This is a genomic window from Herbaspirillum sp. alder98, assembly GCF_020179755.1.
Taxonomy (GTDB): Bacteria; Pseudomonadota; Gammaproteobacteria; order Burkholderiales; family Burkholderiaceae_D; genus Herbaspirillum.
The window spans coordinates 177553-201712 of the sequence record NZ_JAIUCY010000009.1; the positions used below are offsets into that span (position 1 = coordinate 177553).

Below are 24160 nucleotides of genomic sequence, written 5' to 3' on the forward strand. Positions count from 1 at the left end.
ATCGACGAGAGCCCATGCTATTCGTGACCGGTGGCGCCGGCTTTATCGGGAGCAACTTCATTCTCGAGCACCTGGCGCAAAAAGATGCTGAACCGATCCTCAATATCGACAAGCTGACCTACGCCGGCAATCCCTACAATCTGAGCGCGGTGGCTGACGATGCTCGCTATGCATTCGTGCAGGCCGACATCTGCGACGAAATAGCCATCGCTACCCTGTTATCGCGCTATCGCCCGCGCGCCATACTGCACTTCGCCGCCGAAAGCCATGTGGACCGTTCGATCCACCACCCGGACGAATTCATCCGCACCAATGTCAACGGCACGTTCAACCTCCTCAGCAAGGCCTTGAAATACTGGCAGACGCTACCCGCCAGGGAGCAGAGCGACTTCAGGTTTCTGCATGTGTCGACCGATGAAGTATTCGGCAGCCTGGGTCCGCAGGATGCGCCATTTTCAGAAACCACCCCCTACGCGCCCAACAGCCCTTATTCTGCGTCCAAGGCGGCCTCGGATCACCTGGTGCGATCTTTCCATCACACCTATGGCCTGCCGACGCTGACCACCAATTGCTCCAATAACTACGGCCCCTTCCACTTCCCCGAAAAACTGATTCCTCTGGTCATCGCCAATTCGCTGGCCGGCAACCCGCTGCCGATCTATGGCGACGGCCAGCAAATTCGGGACTGGCTGTATGTCAGCGACCATTGTGCAGCCATCCGCACGGTGCTGGCGCGAGGCCAGGCGGGAGAGACCTACAATATCGGCGGCTGGAATGAAAAAACCAACCTGCACGTGGTGCACTGCCTGTGCGACACGCTGGACGAACTGGCGCCGCGCGCCGCAGGCAGTTACCGCCAGTTGATCACCTTCGTGAAAGATCGGCCGGGCCATGACCGCCGATATGCCATAGACGCCCGCAAGCTGGAACGTGAGCTCGGCTGGCGGCCGACGGAAACCTTCGACAGCGGCATCCGCAAGACCGTGCAGTGGTATCTCGACCATGAAGACTGGGTGGCGCAGGTACGTTCCGGAGCCTATCTGAACTGGATCCATAAACAGTATGGCGACCATCCGCCGGGGGCATTGATATGACAGACGTATCGCAGCCGGTCAAGCGCCGGGGCATCATCCTGGCCGGCGGCTCGGGCACCCGCCTGTATCCGGCAACGATGGTGGTGTCCAAGCAATTGATGCCGATCTACGACAAGCCGATGGTGTATTACCCGCTCACCAGCCTGATGCTGGCCGGCATACGCGAGATCCTGCTCATTTCCACGCCTCAGGACACGCCGCGCTTCAAGGATCTGCTGGGCGACGGCAGCCAATGGGGCCTGGATATCCAGTACGCAGTACAGCCCTCGCCGGACGGCCTGGCACAGGCCTTTATCATCGGCCGCGACTTCATCGGTGACGATCCCTGTGCGCTGATCCTGGGCGACAACATCTTCTATGGCCGCGACCTTGAGCCACCGATGCGGGCGGCCAGCGCACGCGCCGAAGGCGCCACCATATTCGCCTATCACGTCAACGATCCCGAGCGCTACGGCGTCGTCGAATTCGACCGCCAGCGGCGGGTGGTCGGCATCGAAGAAAAACCGGTTTCGCCAAAATCCAACTTCGCGGTCACCGGCCTTTATTTCTACGACAGCCAGGTGGTCGATATTGCTCGCTCGATCAAGCCATCGGCGCGCGGCGAGCTCGAGATCACCGACGTCAACCGCACCTATCTGGAACAGAACCAGTTACAGGTAGAGCTGATGGGCCGCGGCATCGCCTGGCTCGATACCGGGACCCACGAATCGCTGCTGGATGCGGGCCAATTCATCGCCACCATCGAAAAGCGGCAAGGTCTCAAGGTGGCTTGCCCGGAAGAAATCGCCTATCGCCGCGGCTACATCGACGCCGCCCAACTGGAGCGTCTGGCCCAGCCGCTGAAGAAGAACGAATACGGCAAGTACCTGATCCAATTGCTTACCGACATCAGCTATTGAATCCTATCCATGCAGATCAACGCGACTCCCCTGCCCGGCGTACTGACAATCGAACCGCGTGTTTTCGGTGACAGCCGCGGCTTTTTCTTCGAAAGCTTCAACGCGCGCACGTTCCGTGAACAGACCGGCATCGACGCAGCGTTTGTCCAGGACAACCACTCCAGATCGTCGCGGGGCGTACTGCGCGGCCTGCACTACCAGATCCGGCATGCGCAAGGAAAGCTGGTACGCGTGACGCGCGGCGCGGTGCTGGACGTAGCGCTCGACATTCGCCGCAGTTCGCCCACTTTCGGCCAATGGTTCAGCGCGGTGCTGAGCGCCGAGAATAAGTTGCAGATGTGGATTCCACCCGGATTCGCGCATGGTTTCTCGGTATTGGAGGACGGTACCGAATTTCTCTACAAGACCACTGACTACTGGATGCCGGAACACGAACGCTGCATCCTGTGGAACGATCCATCCCTCGCGATCGACTGGCAATTGCAGGACGCCCCCGTGCTGTCGGAGAAGGATCAGTTGGGCACCCTGCTCAATGCGGCCGAGGTGTTTGAATAACGAAGACCCGATTAGGATTAGGAAATCCATGCGCATCCTGTTAACCGGCGCCAGCGGCCAGGTGGGCGGCGAATTTCAGCGCCACCTGCGCGCCATGCCCAACCAGATCGACGTCATTGCGCCCACCCGCACCGAGCTTGACGTGGCGCAACCGCAGTCATTGCGCGCGATAGTGCGCGAGACCAAACCCGATCTCATCATCCACCCCGCAGCCTATACGGCAGTAGTGAAGGCCGAGTCGGAGCCGGAGCTGGCACGTCGCGTCAACACCGAGGCACCGGCAGTGCTGGCCGAAGAGGCCGCCAGGCTGGGCGCCGCGCTGATCCATTTCTCGACGGACTATGTGTTCGATGGTCGCCACGACGGCGCCTATACCGAAGACCTGCCGACCAATCCACTCAATGTCTACGGCGCCACCAAGCGTGACGGTGAACTGGCCATCGCCGCCAGCGGTGCCGCACACTGGATCCTGCGCACCAGCTGGGTGTACAACCTGCACGGCAACAACTTCATGAAGACTGCGATCCGCCTGGCGCAGCGCAAAGAGGAATACACCATCGTCGGCGACCAGTTTGGCGCCCCGACATGGGCCTCGACCATCGCCAAAACATGCTGCCAGATGCTTGCCGGCGGCGAGGGTGGCCGGGACCGGGTCAAGGCCACCAGCGGTATCTATCATCTGACGTCTGCCGGCGCCACCTCGTGGCACGGCTATGCCACCCTGATTGCCCGAGAACTGATGGCGCGCGGCGTGCCCACCGCGCTGAAAGGACTGGAGCACATTGCCCCGGTACCGACCTCTTCCTACCCGACACCCCCGGAGCGACCGCTGAACTCGCGCCTGGATTGCAGCAAGCTGGAGCGTACCTTCGGTATCGAACTACCGCGGTGGGATGAAGACGCGCTCGCCTGCCTGGAGCAGATGATCACGCACTACGGCCTCGCCGAAGGCAGACTGCTGCCCGATTGACGTGCCCGTCGTCGGCGCTGTCACATGCCGACGACGAAGAAACGATTTTTAATGACTTGGGACATACTGCGTCTGGTCGCCTGCCGTGATCAGGTTGAGCTGGCCGAAGAAACGTTCGTAGGCAGGTTCTCCATAACGCGACCGCAATTCGCGCAGTAGCAGGAAGCTGCCCAGTCGTTCTGCACAGAAGGCCCAGGCGCGGGCCTGATAGCCTTCACGACGGGTGTCGTAGCGTTGCACGCACTGCCAGGTCACCGCCTCGATCTGCCCCACCGTGCGCAGCCAGAATTGCGCAGGGAATACCCCCAGCTCGATTCCCCCCATGAAGAAGACCTTTTCGTTGAAAAAGACTTCTGCCTCGTGCTTGTCGAACACGCCCAGCTCGATGGCCGCCGCCGCATAGCGCAGCAGATCCTCGGCATGATGGGAAATGGCGTAGTGCTTGAGATAGCCTGCGCTGACACCGCCGACGCTGAAACCGCAGGTCCTGCCGATAACGAATTCCTGGCTGCCGGGCTCCAGCATCTGGTCCAGACTCTGCTGGGCGAACTCCTTGTCAGAGACCACATCCATCATCCAATTGTCTTCGGCCGGCACACCACTGATGCGTGCGACCGAGACAAACTTGCGGTACATGCACACGCCAATGCGCTGCACCTTCGGGTAATCGCGAAGGATCAGTCGGCGCAGTGCGAAGTTGCCCAGCATGCCAGCGACAATCGGATGGTACGGCACCCATTCGGGCGCCAGGTCCCGCAGATTAAGTGCGCCTTCATGCTGAGCATCGCCGAGATAGATGGGCAGAACGTAGTCAGGAAATTTGACCGGCAGTGGAACGTGCGTCATACAACCGAACACCAGTTCTCCACGCGCCGCCTCACCGGCGGCGCCGGCGAGCTTTTGAGGCGCTGCCGCACCGGCAGCCATCGCAAGACGCGTCGTAGAAAGACTCAGGCTGGCCAGGGTCTGTGGCCGGGCGACCGGTGAAGATGCGGCAGCACCGCCCAGGGTAAGCCCGCCCCCGACCGCTGCTGCCGACGACGCACCAACCTGCGCCCGGCGCTGCTCACGCAACAAGCGTGCACCCAGCGCTTCGAGACTTGATCGCACGGACGAGTCGCCGGTGGCGACATACGCCGCACGCATCGTCTCCAATGCCTGCAGGTCCGCTGCCGATATCTGCTGCGCGCCCGGCATCATCGCACTCGGGCAATGCCAGACCTGCAGTTGCTGGTCAAGCGCGAGCACCAAGGATGCCAGGCGCTCGCCCAGCAAGGCCTTGGTCACGATCGGTTCACCCGCCGCTGCGCGACGGTTGAGCTGCTCATGCAAGGGGTCGCCTTCATCGTCGCCGGCCTGGAACAAGCGCTCGGCCAGATCCAGCCAGGTGCGCCAGAACGTCGGCTTGGCCACGACAAAACCATTGAAGACATTATTTTGCCAGGCAGGCACGAAATGATCCGGATCCAGCGTGAGACCCACCGACTCCAGATAGGCGCGTGTCGCCGCCGCCAGGCCAGGAAGCAGCGCGTCGCCCTGCAGGAAAAGATTCAGGTGACCAGCAGCATCCAGCGTCTGCGGGAAAAAAGTCCAGGCGTCCGCACCAGGTTGCGCCTGGATCAGTTCGCGCACGCGCGCGGCATCGAGTCCGGTCCGGGTAGCGAAGTCGCGCCCGACGAAAGCGTAGCAATCCAGGTCATCCACCACTTGATCCTGGAAGAATCGGCGCAGCGCAACGATATCGCCCCAGTCCTGCGAATCCAGATTGGGCAGCGGCGTGAAACCCTCATCACCTGCATCTGTGGCGTCAGGGCAAATCTGGAACAGGTGAATATTCACAGTCGGGGCCTCACCATACCTGCAGCTGAGGCACGGCAATGGCGAAACGCCCACCCCAACTGCGAATCTCAGCCAGTTGCTGCGTCACCTCATCCTTGATGTTCCATGGCAGGATCAACACCACGTCAGGCTTCTCCTGCAACAGGCGTTGCGGCGAGACGATAGGAATATGGCTGCCCGGCATGTACTTGTCCTGCTTGGAAGGCGCGGCGTCGGCCACCAGCGACAACAGGTCGGCATGCACGCCCGAATAATTCAACAGTGTATTGCCCTTGGCGGCGGCGCCGTAGGCCATCACCTTCTTGCCGGCGCGTTTCTGCTCCAGCAGAAAACTCAGCAACTGCATCTTGATTTCTTCGGCCTTGTGCTGGAAGCCGGCGTAGGCAGTGATGTCCTCCAGACCGAATTCGCGCTCGCGCGACAACATCGCTGCCACCGCAGGCCGGACCTCGATCGCCGAGTCGATGTGGCAAGCATAGATGCGCAGGCTGCCGCCATGCGTGGGCAGTTCCTCGACGTCATATACGCGCAGGCCCTGCGAGCGCATCACACGCTCCACCGCCACCAGGGAGAGATACGAGAAATGCTCGTGGTAGATGGTGTCGAACTGGGACTGGGCGATCAGGTTGAGCAGGTGCGGGCACTCCACCGTCACCGTGCCTTGCGGCGCCAGCAACGCAGACATGCCGCCAACGAAGTCGTTGATGTCAGGCACATGGGCCAATACGTTGTTGGCGGCGATCAGGTCAGCCGCGCCGTGGCTCTCGCGCAGCCGCCGTCCCAACGCCACGCCAAAGAACTCCTCGACGATCGCAATCCCCTTCGCACGCGCCGCGTCGGCGGTGCTCCTGGTGGGCTCAACGCCCAGGCACGCAATACCTTTCTGTTGCACATATTGCAGCAGGTAGCCGTCGTTGGCGGCCAGCTCGACCACCAGCGATTTCTCTCCCAGGCCCAGGCGCGCGACGATCATGTCGACGTAACGGGAAGCATGCTCAAGCCACGTGGTGGAGGTGGACGAGAAGTAGGCATATTCGGTATCGAACAGCTGGTCGTAATGTGTGTAATCCTCGGTCTGCACCAGCCAGCACTGGTGGCACACCACTACCTTGAGCGGATAGTGGGTTTCGGGGCGGCGCAGGTCTTCCGCCTTGAGATAGGCGTTGGACGGCGGCGAGAAGCCAAGATCAATGAAGGTATCCAGCAGTTCGGTCTGGCAGTGTCGGCATTTCATGGCGTAATTCCGTTGAAGTCAGCGGCCAGCAGCGGATGCTTGAGGTCGCGCTCGGACAGGTTGCACGGCGGCAACGGCCAGGCAATGGCCGCCCGCGGATCGTCGTAGCGTACACCGCCTTCGGCATGCGGGGCATACGCGGCGGTGTGCAGATAAAGCAGGGAGGCGCCCGCTTCCAGTACCTGGAAGCCATGGGCACAACCCTCTGGAATCAGGAGGGCGCGGTCATCGCCGGCGGCCAATTCGACAGCACGCCACTGCAGGAAAGTGGGGGACCCCACGCGCAGATCCAGCACCACGTCGAATACGCGACCCGCAATGCAGCGGATGAGTTTCTTCTCGGCATGCGGAGCATGCTGGAAATGCATGCCGCGCACGCTGCCGGGCTCGGCAGTGATGGAATTATTGGCTTGCACAATGCGGCTGTCACCGAGGACCGGCGCCAGCTCTTGCTCGCAGAACCATCTGGAAAATGTGCCGCGATCGTCGCCTCGACGAATGCTCGACACGATGACGGCGCCGTCGATGCCGGTCTGATCGATCTTCAGGTTCATGCCGCAACCGTGGTCGGCGACGACGTCAGTTCCAGGTCTTCCATCGTGCCTGATCCTGGTCCCACATCTGGTTGAGCTGGATCTTGTCGCGCAGGGTATCCATGCATTTCCAGAAACCCTGGTGCGGCCAGTTCAACAGCTTGCCGTCGGCGGCGATGTGCTCCAGCGGCTCGCGCTCGAAGATGGTGCCCTCGCCATTCTTGAGGTAATCGAACACGCCCTGGCGACATACCATGAAGCCCCCGTTGATCCAGCCGAGGTCGCCTGGCGGCTTCTCCCGAAAGTCCCGAATCAGGCCGGTTTCGTCGGTTTGCACCATGCCAAAGCGCGCCTCGGGCTGCACCGTGGTCATGGTCACGATGGACTGATGGCTGCGGTGATGCGCGACCAGCGCCGTGACATCGACGTCGGATACGCCATCGCCGTAGGTCAGCATGAAATCCTCGTCCTTGAGGTAATCGCGCGCGGCAATCAGGCGCCCGCCGGTTTGCGCGTGCATGCCGGTCTCGACCAGCGTGACCTTCCAGGGCTCGGATTTATTGCGGTGCACCTCGACGCGGTTGTCGGCAAGATCGATGGTGACGTCGCCCTGATGCAGGAAGTAGTTGGCGAAGTATTCCTTGATCAGGTAGCCCTTGTAACCGAGCAAGATCACGAACTCATTGAAGCCGTGTTGCGAATAGCCCTTCATGATGTGCCACAGGATCGGCTTGCCGCCGATTTCGACCATGGGTTTCGGACGCACATCGGTTTCTTCCCCGAGCCGCGTGCCCAGGCCGCCAGCGAGAATGACGACTTTCAATTTCTGCCCCTAACTGATTGGTTGGCCGACGCCTCGCTTGAACCTGGGACGCCGTACGAAAAGCGTTGTCTTGCTGCCAATGACTGCTATCCGCGAAAGATGGATATGTTACCGGTTTTGCCATGGCGATATCTACCGGTCTGCACGGTTTATCGGTTTCAGTTTGGCGTTTTGCTGATGATCCCCCGGGCGGTCCGATTCGAGGATTTATCACCTTCTTTGCCGCCATTTCAGCCAATTCGTGCCGGAAACTCGCTGCTATACTGCGCTCAGACCGTACCCTCCGGCCTCGAACCCACAACAACCCTGAGGGTGGGAATAGCCGGCATATGCATGCAGCCGCCATCTAAAGACAACCTGATTAGCAGATGAAACCAGATTTGTTCACCCGGCTCCATTCCCCGTACTACATCGTTGCCCCCGACTACTCCACTAACACGGACGAAGCCCGCTGCCTTCACCATCTTTGCCATGCGCTGAACCTCGCGGGAGAAGAAGCCTACGTCACCGGTGAAGGGTGCGACGCCCTTCGCACACCACTGCTGACGCAGGCCCTGATCGATACTCACCTGCGCGCCGGCCGCAATCCGCTGGTCGTCTACGCCGACAGCGTTAGCGGCAACCCGCTGGCCGCCACCAATGTCGTGCGCTACCTGATCGGGGCCGGCGCAGCAGCGGGCGCCGGTGAAATGCTGGTGACCCGGCGCATCGAACTGGCAGCGCCCGGGACACAGGTGCTGACGGTGCCGTTAGCCGATGATGCTGCCTATGCGCAGAGCCGCGCACTGTTCGCGCGCCAGCTCGAAGAATTCATCGCTGCCAGCCAGCAGCGTTTCAACCAGGCGGCCATTGCCCCCACTGAATCTGCTACGCCGGTCGCACCAACGACGCTTGCCGCGGCCGCGGCAGCACGCATCTTTCCTGGACGCCTGGCCCGACCGCTTCAAAACAGCACTTCGGCAGCACCAATGCGCCGCCCTGTAGTTCCGGTTCCCGCTGCGGCACCGGCAAAACGCAAAAAGCGCCTCGTGGTGTATTCGGTCGAATCGACCTGGAGCCCATGCCCACAGATTCGCTTGATTCGTCCCTTTGCCCACTTGCAGGGCGATTGGGAGCTGATCTGGGGTATCGAGAACGGCCGGCTACAACACGAGCGCATCGCCAATGCCGACCTGATCGTGCTGCACCGTTTCACACCAGGACTGATGTCGATCCCGACGCTGCAGGGCATTTTTGCCGCCAAGGTGCCGGTCATCTATGAATCCGACGACCTGCTCAACGCCATCCCCCACGACCATCCGGAGGCCGAACAGGGCGCCAACTGGAAGGAAGGCATCGAGTATGCGGTGCGCCATGCCAAGGCCGTCGTGGTCTCGACCGAATTTCTGGCAGCGAAATATCGCGCACTCAACCCTGCGGTCCATGTACTGCCGAACTACATCGACTACGACCTGTTCTACCGTCCGGTGCCGGCGGATGACCGTGGCGCACGGATCAACATCGGCCTGCTCGGTTCCTCCATCCAGCCATCCAACTTCGCCCTGGTGGACGAGGCCTTGCGTGCATTGACCGAACGCTATGGAGAGCGCCTGCACATCGACTTCGTCGGCTGGGAATGTCCGAAGGGCTGGGAAGGCCATCCGCGAACCACCTTCCATTCGTTCGTGCACCAATACGTCGACTATGCTGCCCAACTGCGCGAATGGAACTGGGATATCGCCCTGATCCCACTGGCCAGTGACGAATACAATCAATGCAAGAGCTACATCAAGTGGCTCGACTATTCTGCCGCAGGCATCGCCTCGATCTTCAGTAATGTCTCGGTCTATAACGAAGTCGTGACACACGATGTGACGGGCCTGCTGATGCCCAATTCCAGTCAGGCCTGGCTTGAGGCCGTCACGATGCTCATCGAATCACCTCAAAAAAGACAGGCGCTGGCGTCGACCGGGCAACAGGAAGTCAGAGACAACTTCAACCTGCGCGCCAAGGCCGCCCGCTATGGCGAAATCTACGGCCAATATGCGACCCCGGCCGGCACCGGACTGCAATGAACCTGCGCTTTACGGCCACATTCAACAGGGGCGATGCCTGTGCGAGTATCTCGATGCAGCAACCGCCACTGTTCAACAACGGCATGATGATGACAACCACTTACCGACGCTAACGACATGGACATACTAAATACCTGGAAATGGCACAGTGGCTTGACCGATGTGATGCGATTTCCGTTCGACGGGGCACGTGGCATCGTGCGAAATCATTCGCAGGCCTGGCAAGACCTGTTCGTGCTGTCGATGCTCGACGGCCGCACCGACGGTCGTTTTCTCGAAGTGGGCGCCAATGTGGCCAGTGCTCACAGCAATACTTGCCTGCTGGATACGCACTTTGGCTGGAAAGGCATTTCCCTCGAGTTCGATCCAGCTTGCCTGCAGAGCTGGATCGAGGAACGACCCGGCTCCGAGTTCGTCCTGGCCGATGCGCTCACGCTCGACTACGCCCGCGCGCTACCCGAATGGTTCGGCACGGAAACCCGTATCGACTACCTGCAACTCGACATCGATCCCAGTTTCAATACCTTGCAGGCATTGAAGCGATTGCCGCTGGATACCTATCGCTTCTCGGTCATCACTTTCGAGACCGATGCCTATTCCGGCGACTTCCGCGCCCGCGATGAAAGCCGGCAGATCCTGCAACGTCATGGCTATCAGTTAGTCGCACCCAATTTATGCGTGCTCTACGAATTGGCGTCACCCGAGCCGATCCCGTTCGAAGACTGGTGGGTCGATCCGCAGGTGGTGGATCCGCGCAAGATCGATGAACTGAACTCCCTGCGTCATAACGTGTTGCTGCCGCAGAACGTCTTGTTCCGCGTCTGAAGCGGACCTATAGCATTCATACATCCGCCATGAGTATTAATCGAACCACCGAACCGACGCTTTGGCCAAGGTTCGACGAACAGAATTACCTGGAATTCTGCCCTTCGATAGTGACCCTGCGTGACGGAGAGAGCTGGGTCGCTTTCCGGCGCAACAAGCGCCCCCCCATATGGGGCGCCGGTGAGATCTGGATGGTCAGGATCGACCGCGAAAGAATGCCGGTAGGCGAGCCATTCATGCTTATCGAGCAAGGCGAGGATCCGCGCCTGGTATTAGTCGGACAACGACTGTTCCTGTTTTACGTGTATGTCGATCGCAATGCCAAAGGGGACATCGTCGGCACCACGATTGCACTGGCAGAACTGGATTGCGCCGACAATTTTTCGCTGCTGCATCACATCAAGTTACCGAAAAGCCCACTGGGCGGCAAGTCCCAGGACACGCCGGACAACGCCATGCCCGGCTATGAGAAGAACTGGGTCCCGTTTACCATCAATGACGATACCATCGGCATTCTTTACTCTCACGCGCCCTGGATTGTGCTGGAACTGGTGATTGCCGGCGAACCGTCAGACTGGCATTTCGGCGCTACCCATCGCGCGCCTGGCATCGAGTGGGGTTATGGCGAGATTCGCGGTGGCAGCGTGCCGCTGGCGTATGGACATGACCAGTTCATTACCTTTTTTCATTCATCTGCCCGAACCGGCGGCAAGAAGATCTACTATGGCGGCGCTTGCGTTTTTTCTCGCGAAGCGCCGTACACGCCATCCGCATTCACGCGATTGCCGCTGACCACCTCGCCGTTCAAATCCGGCAGCGACAAGCATGGCTGGCATCTTGGCCAACCGATCATCTTTCCCCTTGGCGCAGCGTACCGGGATGAAACGGCCAGCTTCGACATCCTGTGCAGCCTCGACGACGCCTTCATCTGTCGCTATTCGATCAGCGACGAGGATCTCGACCGATACATGGCTCCTATCGAGCGCGACCCTGAGATCCTGCGCGTGCTGAGCCATCGCAAGACATCTGCTGACGATCCTGATCGTCTTCTGTACACATCTGTAAGCCGCATCCCTTTCCAGGATGAACTGATCCGCTTTGTCAACGCGATGGAGATAAGTGGCGCGCTATGGATCGACATGAGCGCCGACGATGGAGAATTGCTGGCCGTACTCAACAATCAATTCACGCATAGCTTGTCGCTGGCGCTGTCGCCTGCGTCACGGCAGTCCCGCGAACGCACCTGTGCGATCAATCGGTTGGTCAACGTCAGCGTCGGCGACCCTGCCCAATTCAGCGCCACCATCGAGACGGCCCATCGCCAGGCCGACGGCGAGACATGGATGCGCCTGGATGCCCGCGAGGAAGCGATCGACATCGATGCCGGCATTGCTCTCGGCCTGGAATTGCAGGCCAATCTCATGATCAGTGGCGTGCCACATGAGACGATGCAGGCACTCTATAACCAGTATCGGCAGTTACCGGGATATGGCGCCCATACGATCGCCAGTGCCGACCAGTTGATGTTCCTGTTCATAGCACCGGCCCAACGCGCCAAATATCATTGGTTTATCTGAATATCACTCAATAACTAAAGTGCTTCTGCGAGATCGATATGAGGAAATATATGAGGAAATATCAGCCATAACCGCGCCATGCGACTAAAGGGCAACATCGTCCCGCTTAGCCCGACCAGGACATTCAGCCGATGATCTCCAGGTTGGGCAGCGGGAACACCAGCTTACCCTTCTTCAGCTTGTTGTTCTTGATGAAGAATTCGCGGAAATGCCACGGCAGGACGATCAGATAGTCCGGCTCGTTGTCGAGGAAATCCGTTTCCGGAACGATCGGCAGCAAGGTTCCCGGAGTGAAGCTGCCGTACTTATCGGGATTGACCTCTCCCACGGCAATAATTTCTTCCGGTGTAAAACCGCAGTACTGCAGCAGCACATTGCCTTTGGTGGATGCGCCGAGACAAGCCACGCGCTTGCCTTGCGCCAGGGCATTGGTGACGAATTCACGCAATACGCGCCGGTTTTCCGAAACGCGGTCGGCAAAGGCTTGATACGGCGCAAGCGTGTCCAGGCCGGCATCCAACTCTTGCTGACACAACGCCGCCAAGCCGGCGAACTCGGGATAGCTCGCGTCACGGTGCGCCACCGTAACGGAAAAGCTGCCGCCATTGATATCGTTGAACTCGACGTCGACGATTTTCAGCCCGGCGCGCTGTGTCATCCACTGAATCTGCTTGATCGCGTAATACTCCAGATGCTCATGGCAGGCAGTGTCATAGGAATTTCGCTCCAGCATGAGCGGCATATAGCTTTGTTCGAATACCCAGATACCTTCCTGGTCCAGAATCGCCGCTACCTCCGAGACGAAATCAAAAGGCCTTTCCAGATCATAGAACATGGAAAATGATGTCACCACACGTGCCTTCTTGCCAGGGAACGCCTTATTAAACAAGCTGGCAGAGAAGAAGTCCGGAACAATCGTCACGCCTGACGGATAGTATTGACGAAACTTCTCCGCCGTCGGATCGATGCCGATCCGCTGACCGGCCTGCTCGCCGTAGGCACGCAATGTAGTGCCGTCATTGCTGCCGATATCCAGGATGACCGAATCATCGCTGACATCGACCAACTTCAGGATGCGCTCGACCTTCGCATTGAGGTGACGCACCATGCTGGCGTTGAGCCCCGAACGGTAGCCGTAGTTCTCACCATACATCTCGCCGAGATCATAGGAATGCGCCAGTTGCAGCAGACCGCAACATTCGTCACTGCCGGTGCACTTGAGCAGTCGCAGCGGGCCGCGCGTGATCTCTTGGTCACGCTGTTTTGGGAAAATGCCGGTCAGAGTCTGTTCGCCCAGATCCAGGACCTGCTGAAGATCGGTATTCCCGCAAATACGGCAGGATTTCAATTCGGTGTACATGAGAACCCTTCGTTTAAATTATTTAGTCTGTTTGAGAAGCGCCAGATCGGCATCGACCATCATCGTCACCAGTTGCTGAAAATCGATGGTCGCTTGCCAGCCCAGCTGCAGCCGTGCCTTATCCTGGTTCCCCACCAGCGCGACTGCTTCATGGCGTGTGATGAAGGCCGGATTGCTGCGAACGTACTGAGTATAGTCGAGCCCCACATGCGCAAAAGCGATTCGGCAAAAATCACGTACGCTATGACTCTTGCCGGTGGCGATAACATAGTCATCGCCCGCCGGCTGCTGGAGCATCTTCCACAAAGCCACCACAACGTCGCCGGCATACCCCCAGTCACGACGACTATCCAGGTCGCCCAACTCCAGATGATCGGCCTGGCCGGTCGCGATGAGCGCAACGGTACGGGTGATCTTGCGCGTAACGAAATGAATCCCCCTGCGGGGACTTTCGTGATTGAACAGAAACGCCGAGGACGCATGCAGGCCATAGTGCTTGCGATACATGCGTACCATATGCACCGCATAGGCCTTGGCCGCACCATAGCTGTTGACCGGCGCCAAGGCAGTCGTTTCATCCTGCGGACTGCTGTGCGCACCGGCGAATACCTCGCTGCTGGCCGCCTGACAAAAACGGGTATGAGGCGAATGCTGGCGGATGGCATCGAGAAATCGCACCGCCGAAAGGCCATTGATCTCAGCCGTTTCCAGTGGCTCGTCGAAAAGCTGGGCGCTTGAGGCGCGCGCGGCCAGGTTATAGATTTCGTCAGGTTGCAACGCAGCCACCACATCAGTGACAGCTCGTGTATCGGACAGATCCAACTGCAACACTTTGAGTGCGGCAGGCACCGGCGAACGGTCATCCACTGGACGATGACTTGTACCCACGACCCGATATCCTTGCTCACTCAGCAATTGCGCCAGATAGGCGCCATCCTGGCCGGCAATGCCGGTGATCAGTGCCGTTTTGGTCTGCGCCACGGTCATGCTCTGCTTTTCCGTCGCATCAAGCTCGCGGACAGAATCATCATTCGTGATAGGAGTGGGTGTAGTAACCATGACGCTTGCTCAGTTCATCGCGCTCAGTGGTCTTGAGATCTTCACGCACCATTTCCTTGACCAGTTCTTCGAAAGAAATCTTGGGCTTCCAGCCCAGCAGTTCGCGCGCCTTGGAAGCGTCACCCAGCAAGGTCTCGACCTCGGTCGGCCGGAAATAACGAGGATCGACCGAGACAATGCACTCGCCATCACCGTCGTAGCCTTTTTCATCGACGCCGCTGCCTTCCCAGCGTATATGGATACCCAGCTCAGCGGCTGCGATGTCGACGAAATCGCGCACGCTATGCTGCACCCCGGTCGCCACGACGAAATCCTCGGCTTTTTCCTGCTGCAGCATGAGCCATTGCATTTCAACGTAATCCTTGGCATGCCCCCAATCGCGCAAGGCGTTCAGGTTGCCGAGATACAGATGCTTTTGCAGGCCCAGCTTGATCCGCGTCAGCGCACGCGTGATCTTGCGCGTGACAAAGTTCTCACCACGCAGCGGCGACTCGTGGTTGAACAGGATACCGTTGCAGGCATAGATGCCATACGCTTCGCGATAATTTACCGTGATCCAGTAGGCGTAAAGTTTGGCGACGGCATAGGGACTACGCGGATAGAAGGGAGTGGTTTCCTTCTGCGGCACTTCCTGTACGAGACCGAACATCTCCGAGGTGGACGCCTGGTAGAACTTGGTTTTTTTAGACATCCCCAACAGACGGATCGCCTCAAGCAGACGCAAGGTTCCCACGCCATCGATATCCGCCGCATATTCGGGCGATTCGAAGCTCACGGCCACATGGCTCATTGCAGCGAGATTATAGATTTCGTCAGGCTGTGTCTGCTGAATGATGCGAGTGAGATTGGATGAATCGCTCAGGTCGCCGTGGTGCAGGAAGAATCGCACGTCTTTTTCGTGCGGATCGGCATACAGGTGATCGACTCGCGCCGTATTGAATTGCGATGCGCGACGCTTCAATCCATGGACAATGTAACCCTTGCTCAGCAAGAGCTCCGCAAGATAGGCTCCATCCTGCCCGGTGATGCCGGTAATCAATGCGACCTTGTTCGTCATCTCTTCACTCTTCTGTTAATTAAAAATCTTCTCACCTTGCTGCGTCATATTCTTGCGCTTGACTCAGTTCACCCGTTCCGTGGTTGGCGACACATGGCTTACATCCGAGATCAGTACGTTTTGCCCAAACTTCGCACCATCAGACATCAACTCCAGAATGATGAAACTCTGCAATCGTTCCAACATGTACCCCACCGAACGGCGTTGATAGCTTTCACGAGCGATGAAATAAGGTGAATGCAGGAAGTCTGCAGCCCGCTCCAGATAAGCGAACAGCTTTTTGAACATGCTCACTTCGTAGACTCCACAACTACATGCAGGGATGAGGTGTTCGTAGCGCAGAAATTTAGCGGCCTGATCTGGCGAGAACATTTCGATCTCCATCAGGAATTTGGTGAAATTTAGCATGTCCTCCAGGACATGTTGATGCGCATATTGGCCCAGGACGCCGTGCCCGAACCGAATTGGCGTATTGAAACAGGCGCCTGGCTGTTCACGACTGAAGCTGGCCCGATGCTGGTCGAGCTCATCCTCGGGTATGACCATCATCCAATCGGCATTGACGGCGCGCTCGCCATTGACTGGCGTGGTCGACACAAAACGGCGATATTGGAAAAGATTGACATAGCTAGCATTTGGCGCCAACGCATCGATGCGATTGGCCAACCAGAACAACTGACCGTATTCGGACAGGGCATGGCCGTGCTCACCGTACAATTCGTCAGGCACGATGGCTTTACGCTTGCAACCACCGCTATAGACATTGGGACCGATAGCAAGGTCGACAAGATCTGCATACTTCTCGGGAAAGGGCTTGTGCCCGATACAAACGTTGAAAGTATTCATATACGCATCAGTCAGTTCGGTGAATAAGGAAGCAAGTAACTTAAACTAGCGCGCATTCCAATCGGACAGTTTCAGCGGGCTGCCCTTGGCGCGCGGCGGTGCGGCAGCGGGCGGCGTTGCAGCCGGGACAGGCGGGGCCTCAGCCGAGGGCAACGGGCGCGTCTGCGCAGCAGGGGGCCGGGGGGTCGCAACTGGAGCGCTAACAGGGTCGGGGACGAAACCGGCGCTCGCTGTTACGCCATTGTCAACAAATCCGAAGTGGGTATGGCGGGAGTGCTGGATCAGGGCTTCGCCTTCGAAGACCAGGGTATCACCCACCAGTTTGTCCTCGTAGAATTCACCTTCCAGCAAACCCGGGAAGCGGATGAATGACAACACCAGTTTTTCCAGCGCGCGCGCGCCAAGGTAATAGGCGCCACCATCGGCCCAGTTCCGCATCACAGGACGGCCGTAGCCTCGTCGATTCATCTCCTGATTCAGGCACTTGCCCCAGTGTGCGCACCGATCATGGTCCAACCCACCCACGGGCACGCCCGCATAACCTCCGTGGGCCGCAGCTTCCTGCAGGCTGCTGCGCAACCTTCCGGCATCCTGCAACAACATATGATCATCAACCTTGAGCACACCGACATTGGTACCGATGTTTTCATAGACCCATGTCAGCGCAGCGGCCACCTTGCGCGGCGTTGCTTCGTATGCGTCAGAGGCATCGACCTGCAAGGCTCGCGGGTGTGAAATAGCCGGCGTATCGGCGCCGCTGACAAGCATATAGTCCAGACCGGCGTCCTCGAGGAAGGCCGCCAGGCGTAACGCGCGGTCCACGTTGACTCTGCTGGATATGACCAGAATCAGGCTGTCGATCTCGGCTTGCTTGCCGACAATTTGCTTGTAGTCCTCGATCAGGCTCATCTCATAGGGCGCAAAAGACAGTGCCGAGCGCAAATACCGTACTGCCTCGCCGAGATTCTGGCGCCCATGCTCAACCAGAAAGCACTTGTAGTCCAGCGCCCACTTAACGGAACTGGGAATATGCGCAAACTCGCGATGAATGCGTTCGCTCTCGCGCAGAATGCTGTCCCAGGTAATGGGCGAGACCGGCAATTCCAGAAGCGCGGTCGCACGTTCGTTGAATGTCATGACAAGATCCTCGTTGGGGGGGCAGCTGTTCAATAGCCCAGTTTTTTGATTTCCGACAGCGTCTGCGCGCGTAGGATGATGCGTTCGAACTGATCCGCCCAGTCGTTGGTCAGGCGCTTGAGGAGCATGCTCTTGCCGGCGCGAACAATGCGTCTGCGCACGTCCTCATCACTCAACACGGTGCGCAGATTCGACGCCAGCAGCGAAATGTCTCCGACCGGATGCAGCAAGGCATTGACGCCATGCTGCAGACCGATGTGGCGGTAAGTGGAAAGATTCGACAGACACACCGGCACTTCCAGCTCAAAGGACTCCCAGATCGTCAACGGTTGTGACTCCGACGAACTGGCCAGCACATAGGCATCGGCCGATGCCAGGTAGCGCAGCGTCTCTTCATTGGGCAATTCGCCCAACATGCGATAGCGCTCGGGCAAGGCTTCCGCCAACTGGTAGGGACCGGTTGCCATGCCGAGGTATTTGCCGATGAAAACCACCTCTATCTCATTGCGCAGGGTCGTATCCAGGGCATTGACTGCCATGACGACATCTTCGGTACGTTTTCGCGACTCGATGGTGCCGATACAGACGATGCGTTTCTTGTTCTTCGGTTTGGGCTGCAGATCTTCCTGGCGGTAAATCGCATCATTCCAGAATGGCAACACATGGACTTCCGCCTGCGCATCGAACAAGAAACTGCCATACACGATGCGCTGGAATTCAGTCTGAAAGACGATATGCGACGCGCCCTTGAAACCACTGGCGGTATTCGGATAACGCATGATCAGGTCGCGGCCGATCTCGGCTTCGTGGATCCACCAGATGATGGGGCACTTGAGCCCGCCTTCACCGACGAAATGCCCTGAAAGCACGCAGTTCGAGACCACCACATCTGGCTGGCCCGCATCCTTGACAATCGGAATCCCGAGTTCTTCGTATTTTTGCCGTATCGGGCCATCGCCATCGATACGCGGCAGGACTTCTACCTCATGATTAAGAACCAGGCGCTCGGCCAGGCGTAGCAAGGCAATACTGGCGCCGGTGGTATAGAACTCATCATTAACCAAAAGAATCTTCATGCACTGCTTTCCTGGAGAAGGCCCTGCTAGAGCGGCTAGTCGCTAGTCATATGTTGTTATTGTCGCCAACATCATCTGGCATCCGGCCGACGATGCTTTGCTGCAAGCTTACGGCCAAAAGTGCCATGATAATGGCCGGGCGTAAAGCGTAAAGCCCCAAGCAAAAATGCTAATGCCCGTCAGATTTGCATTTGAACAAGCTCCGGGAGGTAGCCATTCCGCCAGGCGCTGATCGCGCGTTCGATCACGACAAAATTAGCACTCTGACAATCTTTCATGAAACAACCCCTTAATATCGCGTGCTAGACTTCCCGCTTCCCCTTTTTCACCTTACTAATTAATCGTTCGCCATGAACATCGTCATCCTCGCCGCCGGCATGGGCAAGCGCATGCAATCCGCGTTACCCAAGGTATTGCACCCACTGGCAGGCAAACCCCTGTTAGGCCATGTCATCGACACCGCCCGCGCGCTGTCTCCGCAACGCCTGTGCGTGATCTACGGCCACGGTGGCGACGCCGTGCCCAGCGCATTCGCTAACGCCGGCCTGTCGTTCGCCAAGCAGGAACCGCAACTGGGCACTGGCCACGCGGTCATGCAGGCGCTGCCGCACATCGAAGATGGCGCCACCACGCTGGTGCTCTATGGCGACGTGCCATTGACGACCGCCGCATCGCTGCAGCGCTTGCTGGACGCGGCGGGCAACGACAAGCTGGGCGTATTGACCGTCACACTGGACAACCCCACCGGTTATGGCCGCATCGTGCGCGAGCAGGGCAAGATCGTGCGCATCGTCGAGCAAAAGGACGCCAACGAGACCGAGCGCGCCATCGCTGAGGTGAACACCGGCATCATCGCAGCCCCCACCGCCAAGCTGCGCGGCTGGCTGGCGGCGCTGTCCAACAATAACGCCCAGGGCGAGTATTACCTCACCGATATCATCGCCGCCGCCGTGGCCGATGGCGTCGACGTGGTCTCGGCCCAGCCCGACGATGTCGCCGAGACCCTGGGCGTGAACAGCAAGGTGCAACTGGCCGAACTGGAGCGCGTGCATCAGCGCAATATCGCCACCCGACTGCTGGAGCAAGGCGTGACACTGGCCGATCCGGCCCGGCTGGACGTACGTGGAACGCTGCAATGCGGGCGCGACGTCAGCATCGATGTCAATTGCGTCTTCGAAGGCCGCGTCGAGATCGCCGACGGCGCCGTGATCGGCGCCAACTGCGTCATCAAGGATGCCGTCATCGGGGCTGGCGCCAACATCAAGCCCTTTACCCATATCGAAAGCGCCAAGGTAGGCGAACAGGCCCAGATCGGCCCGTTCGCGCGGCTGCGTCCCGGTACCGAGCTGGCGCGCGAGGTCCATGTGGGTAACTTTGTCGAGGTCAAGAACAGCATCGTCGGCGTCGGCAGCAAGGCCAACCACCTGGCCTACGTGGGGGACACCGATATCGGCAGTGGCGTGAACGTCGGCGCGGGTGTCATCACCTGCAACTACGATGGCGCCAATAAATTCCGCACCATCATCGAAGATGACGCCTTCATCGGCAGCGACAGCCAGTTGGTCGCCCCGGTGCGTGTCGGCCGTGGCGCCACCATTGGCGCAGGCACGACCCTGACCAAGGACGCGCCGGCTGAGCAACTGACGCTGTCGCGCGCCAAGCAGATCTCATTGGCGGGATGGGTACGGCCGGTGAAGATCAAGAAATAAGGCCATTTTCGTCAGGGCGACGAGGGTTGCGTTATAAATATCCCGTCGTCCCGGCGAAGGCCGGGACCCATTGTCTTTAACGCTGCTCCACCAGCTCCACCGGCACCGCCGTTTCGAACTTGCTACGCCGGATCGAAAAATAACTCCGCACGTTGCGTACATTCTTCTGCGACGCAAACAGCCGATGCGCCAGCGCGTGATAGGCAGGCATATCCGCCACCAGCACCATCAACACGAAGTCAGGCCCGGGCGAGACCCGATAGCACTGCTGCACGGCCGGCTCCTGCGCCACCAACTCTTCAAAAGCGCGCTGTTCTTCGTCACCCTGGCGATCCAGGGTAATCTCGACAATTGCCGTCAGCGCCGCCGCTAGCCGCTCGGGATCGAGCAACGCGACCTGGCGTGCGATGACGCCCTCCTCCACCAGCCGGCGCACCCGCCGCAGGCAAGTCGGCGGCGATGCGTGCACGGTGGCCGCCAATTGTTGATTGGTCTGGCTGGCCTCCATTTGCAGGGCCTGCAGGATGCGGCGATCCAGATCGTCCAGCTCTAGCTTCATGGCAACAGTCTATGATGTTCTATGATTTTACATCGATAAAATAATCAATATAAATGCAGTTTATGAAATTAAATTTTAGCGACAACTTTCAAGGCAATATTAATCCATTTAAGACTAATTTTAGAAATCATATTTCATTCTCGGTCGCCTAAGATGGCTGCATACATCATCAAGCGAGGTCTTCCATGTGCGGTATCGTCGGCGCAGTTGCGCAACAAAATGTCACTCCCATCCTTCTCGAAGGGCTGCAGCGCCTCGAATATCGCGGCTATGACTCTTGCGGCGTGGCGCTGCACGTCGATGGCAAGCTGGAACGTTCGCGCAGCACGTCGCGGGTCGCCGATTTGCGCCAACAGGTAGCGCAGACCGGCTTGGCCGGCTTTACCGGCATTGCCCACACGCGTTGGGCCACGCACGGCGCACCTGCCACCCATAACGCCCACCCTCATTTCTCGCGTGACCGCATTGCGCTGGTCCACAACGGCATCATCGAGAACCACGACGAGTTGCGCGCCGAGCTGCAAGGCCTGGGCTACCTGTTCGAAAGCCAGACCGACACCGAAGTCATCGCCCACCTGGTAGACCACCTGTACGACGGCGACCTGTTCGCCACGGTGCAGCAAGCCGTGCGCCGCCTCACTGGCGCCTATGCGATTGCCGTCTTCAGCGCCGACGAACCGCACCGCGTGGTCGCGGCCCGCCAGGGATCGCCCTTGATCGTCGGCGTAGGCGAAGGCCAGAACTTCGTCGCCTCCGACGCCATGGCGCTGGCCGGCACCACCGACCAGATCATCTATCTCGAAGAAGGCGACGTGGTCGACCTGCAATTGCAGAAGGTCTGGATCGTCGACGCTGCCGGCCGCCCGGTCGAGCGCGAGGTGCGCACCGTGCAGGCCTTCACCAGCGCGGTCGAACTCGGCCCCTACCAGCACTACATGCAAAAGGAAATCTTCGAGCAACCGCGCGCCATCGCCGACACCCTCGAAGGCGTGGTGGGCATCATGCCCGAGCTGTTCGGCGACAAGGCCTACAAGGTCTTCAAGGAGATCGACTCGATCCTAATCCTGGCCTGCGGCACCAGTTATTACGCCGGCCTTACGGCCAAGTACTGGCTGGAATCGATCGCCAAGGTTCCGGTCAATGTCGAGATCGCTAGCGAATACCGTTACCGCGACAGCGTACCCAATCCAAAATCGCTGGTCGTCACCATTTCACAAAGTGGCGAGACTGCCGACACCCTGGCCGCGCTCAAGCATGCGCGTTCGCTGGGCATGCCGCACACGCTGACGATCTGCAACGTCGCCACCAGCGCCATGGTGCGCGAATGCGAACTGGCCTACATCACCCGCGCCGGCGTCGAAGTGGGCGTTGCCTCGACCAAGGCATTCACCACGCAGTTGGCGGCCCTGTTCCTGCTGACGCTGGCGCTGGCCCAGACCCGCGGCCTGCTGTCTGAAGAACAGGAAGAAACCCACCTGAAGGCCATGCGCCACCTGCCGGCTGCGCTGCAGAGCGTGCTGGCGCTGGAGCCCAGCATCGTCGCCTGGGCTGAAGCCTTTGCGCGTCGCGAGAATGCACTCTTCCTCGGTCGTGGCCTGCATTACCCGATCGCCCTTGAAGGCGCGCTGAAGCTGAAGGAAATTACTTATATCCACGCCGAAGCCTATGCCGCTGGCGAACTCAAGCATGGACCGCTGGCATTGGTCACCGAGCAGATGCCGGTCGTGACGATCGCGCCTAACGATGCGCTGGTGGAAAAGCTCAAGTCGAACATGCAGGAAGTGCGGGCACGCGGTGGACAACTGTATGTCTTCGCCGATGGCGATTCGCGCATCAGCCCGAGCGAAGGCTTGCATGTGATCCGCATGCCCGAGCACTATGGCGTGCTGTCACCGATCCTGCACGTGGTGCCGCTGCAGTTGCTGGCGTATCACACGGCGCTGGCGCGAGGCACTGATGTGGATAAGCCTCGGAATTTGGCTAAGTCGGTGACGGTGGAGTGAGGGGCTGACTGCGTCACAATCTTGTTGTGACGCAACAATAGAAGCACTTTATTTCCACTAAAAATAAGTGAATTTCCGGCCAGCCTCGGCCAGCCGGAAATCCAGTCCCCATCTGAGAAATCAGTGCTTTTATTGTTCTCTTTTTTGCCTTTTGCGAAATTCCAGAAGTTAGTTGCCATTTTTTCTGAATTTTCCTATCTTCGCCCCCCCCTGCTCGCTGCAACGTCTTCAACGGCCATTTGCTAGCATTTGGATTGCCACACGCAATTCTTCATTTAGTGCTACTGGCGCTCAGGCCGTCCAAACGCAAACCTGACAACGTATGAGGCCGGCGACAACTCTGAATTCTGATAGAGCTCTTCGGCACAAATTTCCCGCAGGGTTTCAGGATTACCGTCTCTACCAAAGAAGACCAGGTAGAAAAAGTAAGCGGAGCGATGTGAATTTAATTCCGATACTGTGTGCTCGTTATCAGACAAGAAGAACCGATAACCTTCTTCGCCAGGTAGTTTCCCGACAGATTTAACTTCGATATAGCGTGTTGATTTGCTCGCAGATTTGACCCTCTCCATTTGACCCACCTTCCATTGCCTGCTGAAGGCAGCCACTCGGTCATACGACCCCTCGTATCCCAGTTCTCTCAAGTCCAGGAACATCTGTTTCAGGGTCCTTCTTTGCTTCCGAGATTTGATCGCCTCTGCGCTGAGCCAGGCGGAGAGCCTGGCAGTGAATTCATCGAGCGAGCTTGGCGAACGCCTTGCTGGATAAGCGGGTTCGCTGACATCGGATCGGATGTAGCGGCGAACTGTGTTGCGGGAAATGTCGAGCCTGCGCGCGATTTCCCGAATTGAGATGCGGTCTCTGATGTACCAGCGTCGAATAATTCCAAGTAGGGCCACGTCTATCACTCCGTTCTCCCGCTCGCTGTCATGAGCAGGATTGTGGTCTAAA

Annotated in this window: 21 protein-coding genes; 9 read left to right on the plus strand and 12 right to left on the minus strand. The window is 58.7% G+C overall.

The genetic code is table 11. The features are described 5' to 3' along the window. Positions 1–14 precede the first annotated feature (14 nt). The 4 genes from rfbB to rfbD are packed head-to-tail and all read left to right on the plus strand — an operon-like array spanning position 15 to position 3518. Positions 15–1094 (plus strand): dTDP-glucose 4,6-dehydratase, encoded by a 1080-nt coding sequence (rfbB, locus tag LBW87_RS19110; protein ID WP_225203050.1) that lies wholly within the window; start codon positions 15–17, stop codon positions 1092–1094. Further along, positions 1091–1993 carry a glucose-1-phosphate thymidylyltransferase RfbA gene (gene rfbA, locus LBW87_RS19115; protein ID WP_225203051.1) on the plus strand — a complete coding sequence of 301 codons (903 nt, stop codon included), beginning with the start codon at positions 1091–1093 and terminating at the stop codon, positions 1991–1993. The genes rfbB and rfbA overlap by 4 nt, the downstream gene beginning before the upstream one ends. 9 nt (positions 1994–2002) lie before the next feature. Continuing rightward, on the plus strand, positions 2003–2548 hold the full coding sequence (rfbC, locus tag LBW87_RS19120; protein ID WP_225203052.1) for a dTDP-4-dehydrorhamnose 3,5-epimerase: 546 nt from the start codon (positions 2003–2005) through the stop codon (positions 2546–2548). Between the two features lie 28 nt (positions 2549–2576). Continuing rightward, on the plus strand, positions 2577–3518 hold the full coding sequence (gene rfbD / locus LBW87_RS19125) for a dTDP-4-dehydrorhamnose reductase (RefSeq protein WP_225203053.1): 942 nt from the start codon (positions 2577–2579) through the stop codon (positions 3516–3518). A 48-nt stretch (positions 3519–3566) separates the two neighbouring features. Here the strand turns inward: rfbD and LBW87_RS19130 are convergent, their stop codons facing one another. The 4 genes from LBW87_RS19130 to rfbF are packed head-to-tail and all read right to left on the minus strand — an operon-like array spanning position 3567 to position 7947. Continuing rightward, positions 3567–5357, minus strand: coding sequence for a hypothetical protein (locus LBW87_RS19130; RefSeq protein ID WP_225203054.1), 1791 nt, complete (start codon positions 5355–5357; stop codon positions 3567–3569). A gap of 10 nt (positions 5358–5367) precedes the next feature. Beyond that, positions 5368–6591, minus strand: coding sequence for a class I SAM-dependent methyltransferase (locus LBW87_RS19135; protein WP_225203055.1), 1224 nt, complete (start codon positions 6589–6591; stop codon positions 5368–5370). Then, positions 6588–7145, minus strand: a complete 558-nt coding sequence (locus LBW87_RS19140; protein ID WP_225203056.1) for a dTDP-4-dehydrorhamnose 3,5-epimerase family protein — start codon at positions 7143–7145, stop codon at positions 6588–6590. Before LBW87_RS19140 ends, LBW87_RS19135 begins: the two co-directional genes overlap by 4 nt. A gap of 25 nt (positions 7146–7170) precedes the next feature. Next, entirely contained in the window at positions 7171–7947 is a 777-nt protein-coding gene (gene rfbF / locus LBW87_RS19145; protein WP_225203057.1) for a glucose-1-phosphate cytidylyltransferase, read from the minus strand. Between the two features lie 368 nt (positions 7948–8315). Between rfbF and LBW87_RS19150 the strand changes: the two genes are divergently transcribed. From LBW87_RS19150 to LBW87_RS19160, 3 genes are all read left to right on the plus strand, one after another. Further along, positions 8316–10001 (plus strand): glycosyltransferase family 4 protein, encoded by a 1686-nt coding sequence (locus tag LBW87_RS19150; protein WP_225203058.1) that lies wholly within the window; start codon positions 8316–8318, stop codon positions 9999–10001. 117 nt (positions 10002–10118) lie between these two features. After that, complete coding sequence (locus LBW87_RS19155) at positions 10119–10826, plus strand: FkbM family methyltransferase (protein ID WP_225203059.1); 708 nt, start codon at positions 10119–10121, stop codon at positions 10824–10826. Positions 10827–11017: 191 nt separating this feature from the next. Next, a complete protein-coding gene (locus LBW87_RS19160; protein WP_225203060.1) occupies positions 11018–12403 on the plus strand; it encodes a hypothetical protein in 1386 nt (461 codons plus the stop codon). A gap of 124 nt (positions 12404–12527) precedes the next feature. Here LBW87_RS19160 and LBW87_RS19165 read toward each other — a convergent pair whose 3' ends face one another. From LBW87_RS19165 to LBW87_RS19190, 6 genes are all read right to left on the minus strand, one after another. Then, a complete protein-coding gene (locus LBW87_RS19165) occupies positions 12528–13763 on the minus strand; it encodes a class I SAM-dependent methyltransferase (protein ID WP_225203061.1) in 1236 nt (411 codons plus the stop codon). An 18-nt stretch (positions 13764–13781) separates the two neighbouring features. Then, positions 13782–14822: a GDP-mannose 4,6-dehydratase gene (locus LBW87_RS19170; RefSeq protein WP_225203062.1), complete on the minus strand. Its 1041-nt coding sequence runs from the start codon at positions 14820–14822 to the stop codon at positions 13782–13784. After that, positions 14791–15879 carry a GDP-mannose 4,6-dehydratase gene (gene gmd / locus LBW87_RS19175; protein ID WP_225203063.1) on the minus strand — a complete coding sequence of 363 codons (1089 nt, stop codon included), beginning with the start codon at positions 15877–15879 and terminating at the stop codon, positions 14791–14793. The genes LBW87_RS19170 and gmd overlap by 32 nt, the downstream gene beginning before the upstream one ends. Before the next feature lie 63 nt (positions 15880–15942). Further along, entirely contained in the window at positions 15943–16725 is a 783-nt protein-coding gene (locus tag LBW87_RS19180; protein ID WP_225203064.1) for a hypothetical protein, read from the minus strand. A gap of 45 nt (positions 16726–16770) precedes the next feature. Next, a complete protein-coding gene (locus LBW87_RS19185; RefSeq protein WP_225203065.1) occupies positions 16771–17862 on the minus strand; it encodes a hypothetical protein in 1092 nt (363 codons plus the stop codon). A 29-nt stretch (positions 17863–17891) separates the two neighbouring features. Beyond that, positions 17892–18938, minus strand: a complete 1047-nt coding sequence (locus LBW87_RS19190) for a glycosyltransferase family 4 protein (RefSeq protein WP_225203066.1) — start codon at positions 18936–18938, stop codon at positions 17892–17894. Between the two features lie 350 nt (positions 18939–19288). Here LBW87_RS19190 and glmU point away from each other — a divergent pair, with 350 nt between their 5' ends. Continuing rightward, positions 19289–20647: a bifunctional UDP-N-acetylglucosamine diphosphorylase/glucosamine-1-phosphate N-acetyltransferase GlmU gene (glmU, locus tag LBW87_RS19195; RefSeq protein WP_225203067.1), complete on the plus strand. Its 1359-nt coding sequence runs from the start codon at positions 19289–19291 to the stop codon at positions 20645–20647. 76 nt (positions 20648–20723) lie between these two features. On the opposite strand, the gene LBW87_RS19200 is transcribed toward glmU, so the two are convergent. Continuing rightward, the gene (locus LBW87_RS19200; RefSeq protein ID WP_225203068.1) at positions 20724–21206 is read right to left on the minus strand and encodes an Lrp/AsnC family transcriptional regulator; all 483 of its coding nucleotides are present in this window, start codon (positions 21204–21206) and stop codon (positions 20724–20726) included. A gap of 185 nt (positions 21207–21391) precedes the next feature. On the opposite strand from LBW87_RS19200, the gene glmS reads away from it, so the two are divergent. Continuing rightward, positions 21392–23209: a glutamine--fructose-6-phosphate transaminase (isomerizing) gene (gene glmS, locus LBW87_RS19205; RefSeq protein ID WP_225203069.1), complete on the plus strand. Its 1818-nt coding sequence runs from the start codon at positions 21392–21394 to the stop codon at positions 23207–23209. A gap of 281 nt (positions 23210–23490) precedes the next feature. Here glmS and LBW87_RS24080 read toward each other — a convergent pair. Then, positions 23491–24160: winged helix-turn-helix transcriptional regulator (locus LBW87_RS24080; RefSeq protein WP_413927662.1), on the minus strand; the 670-nt coding region annotated here is incomplete at its 5' end.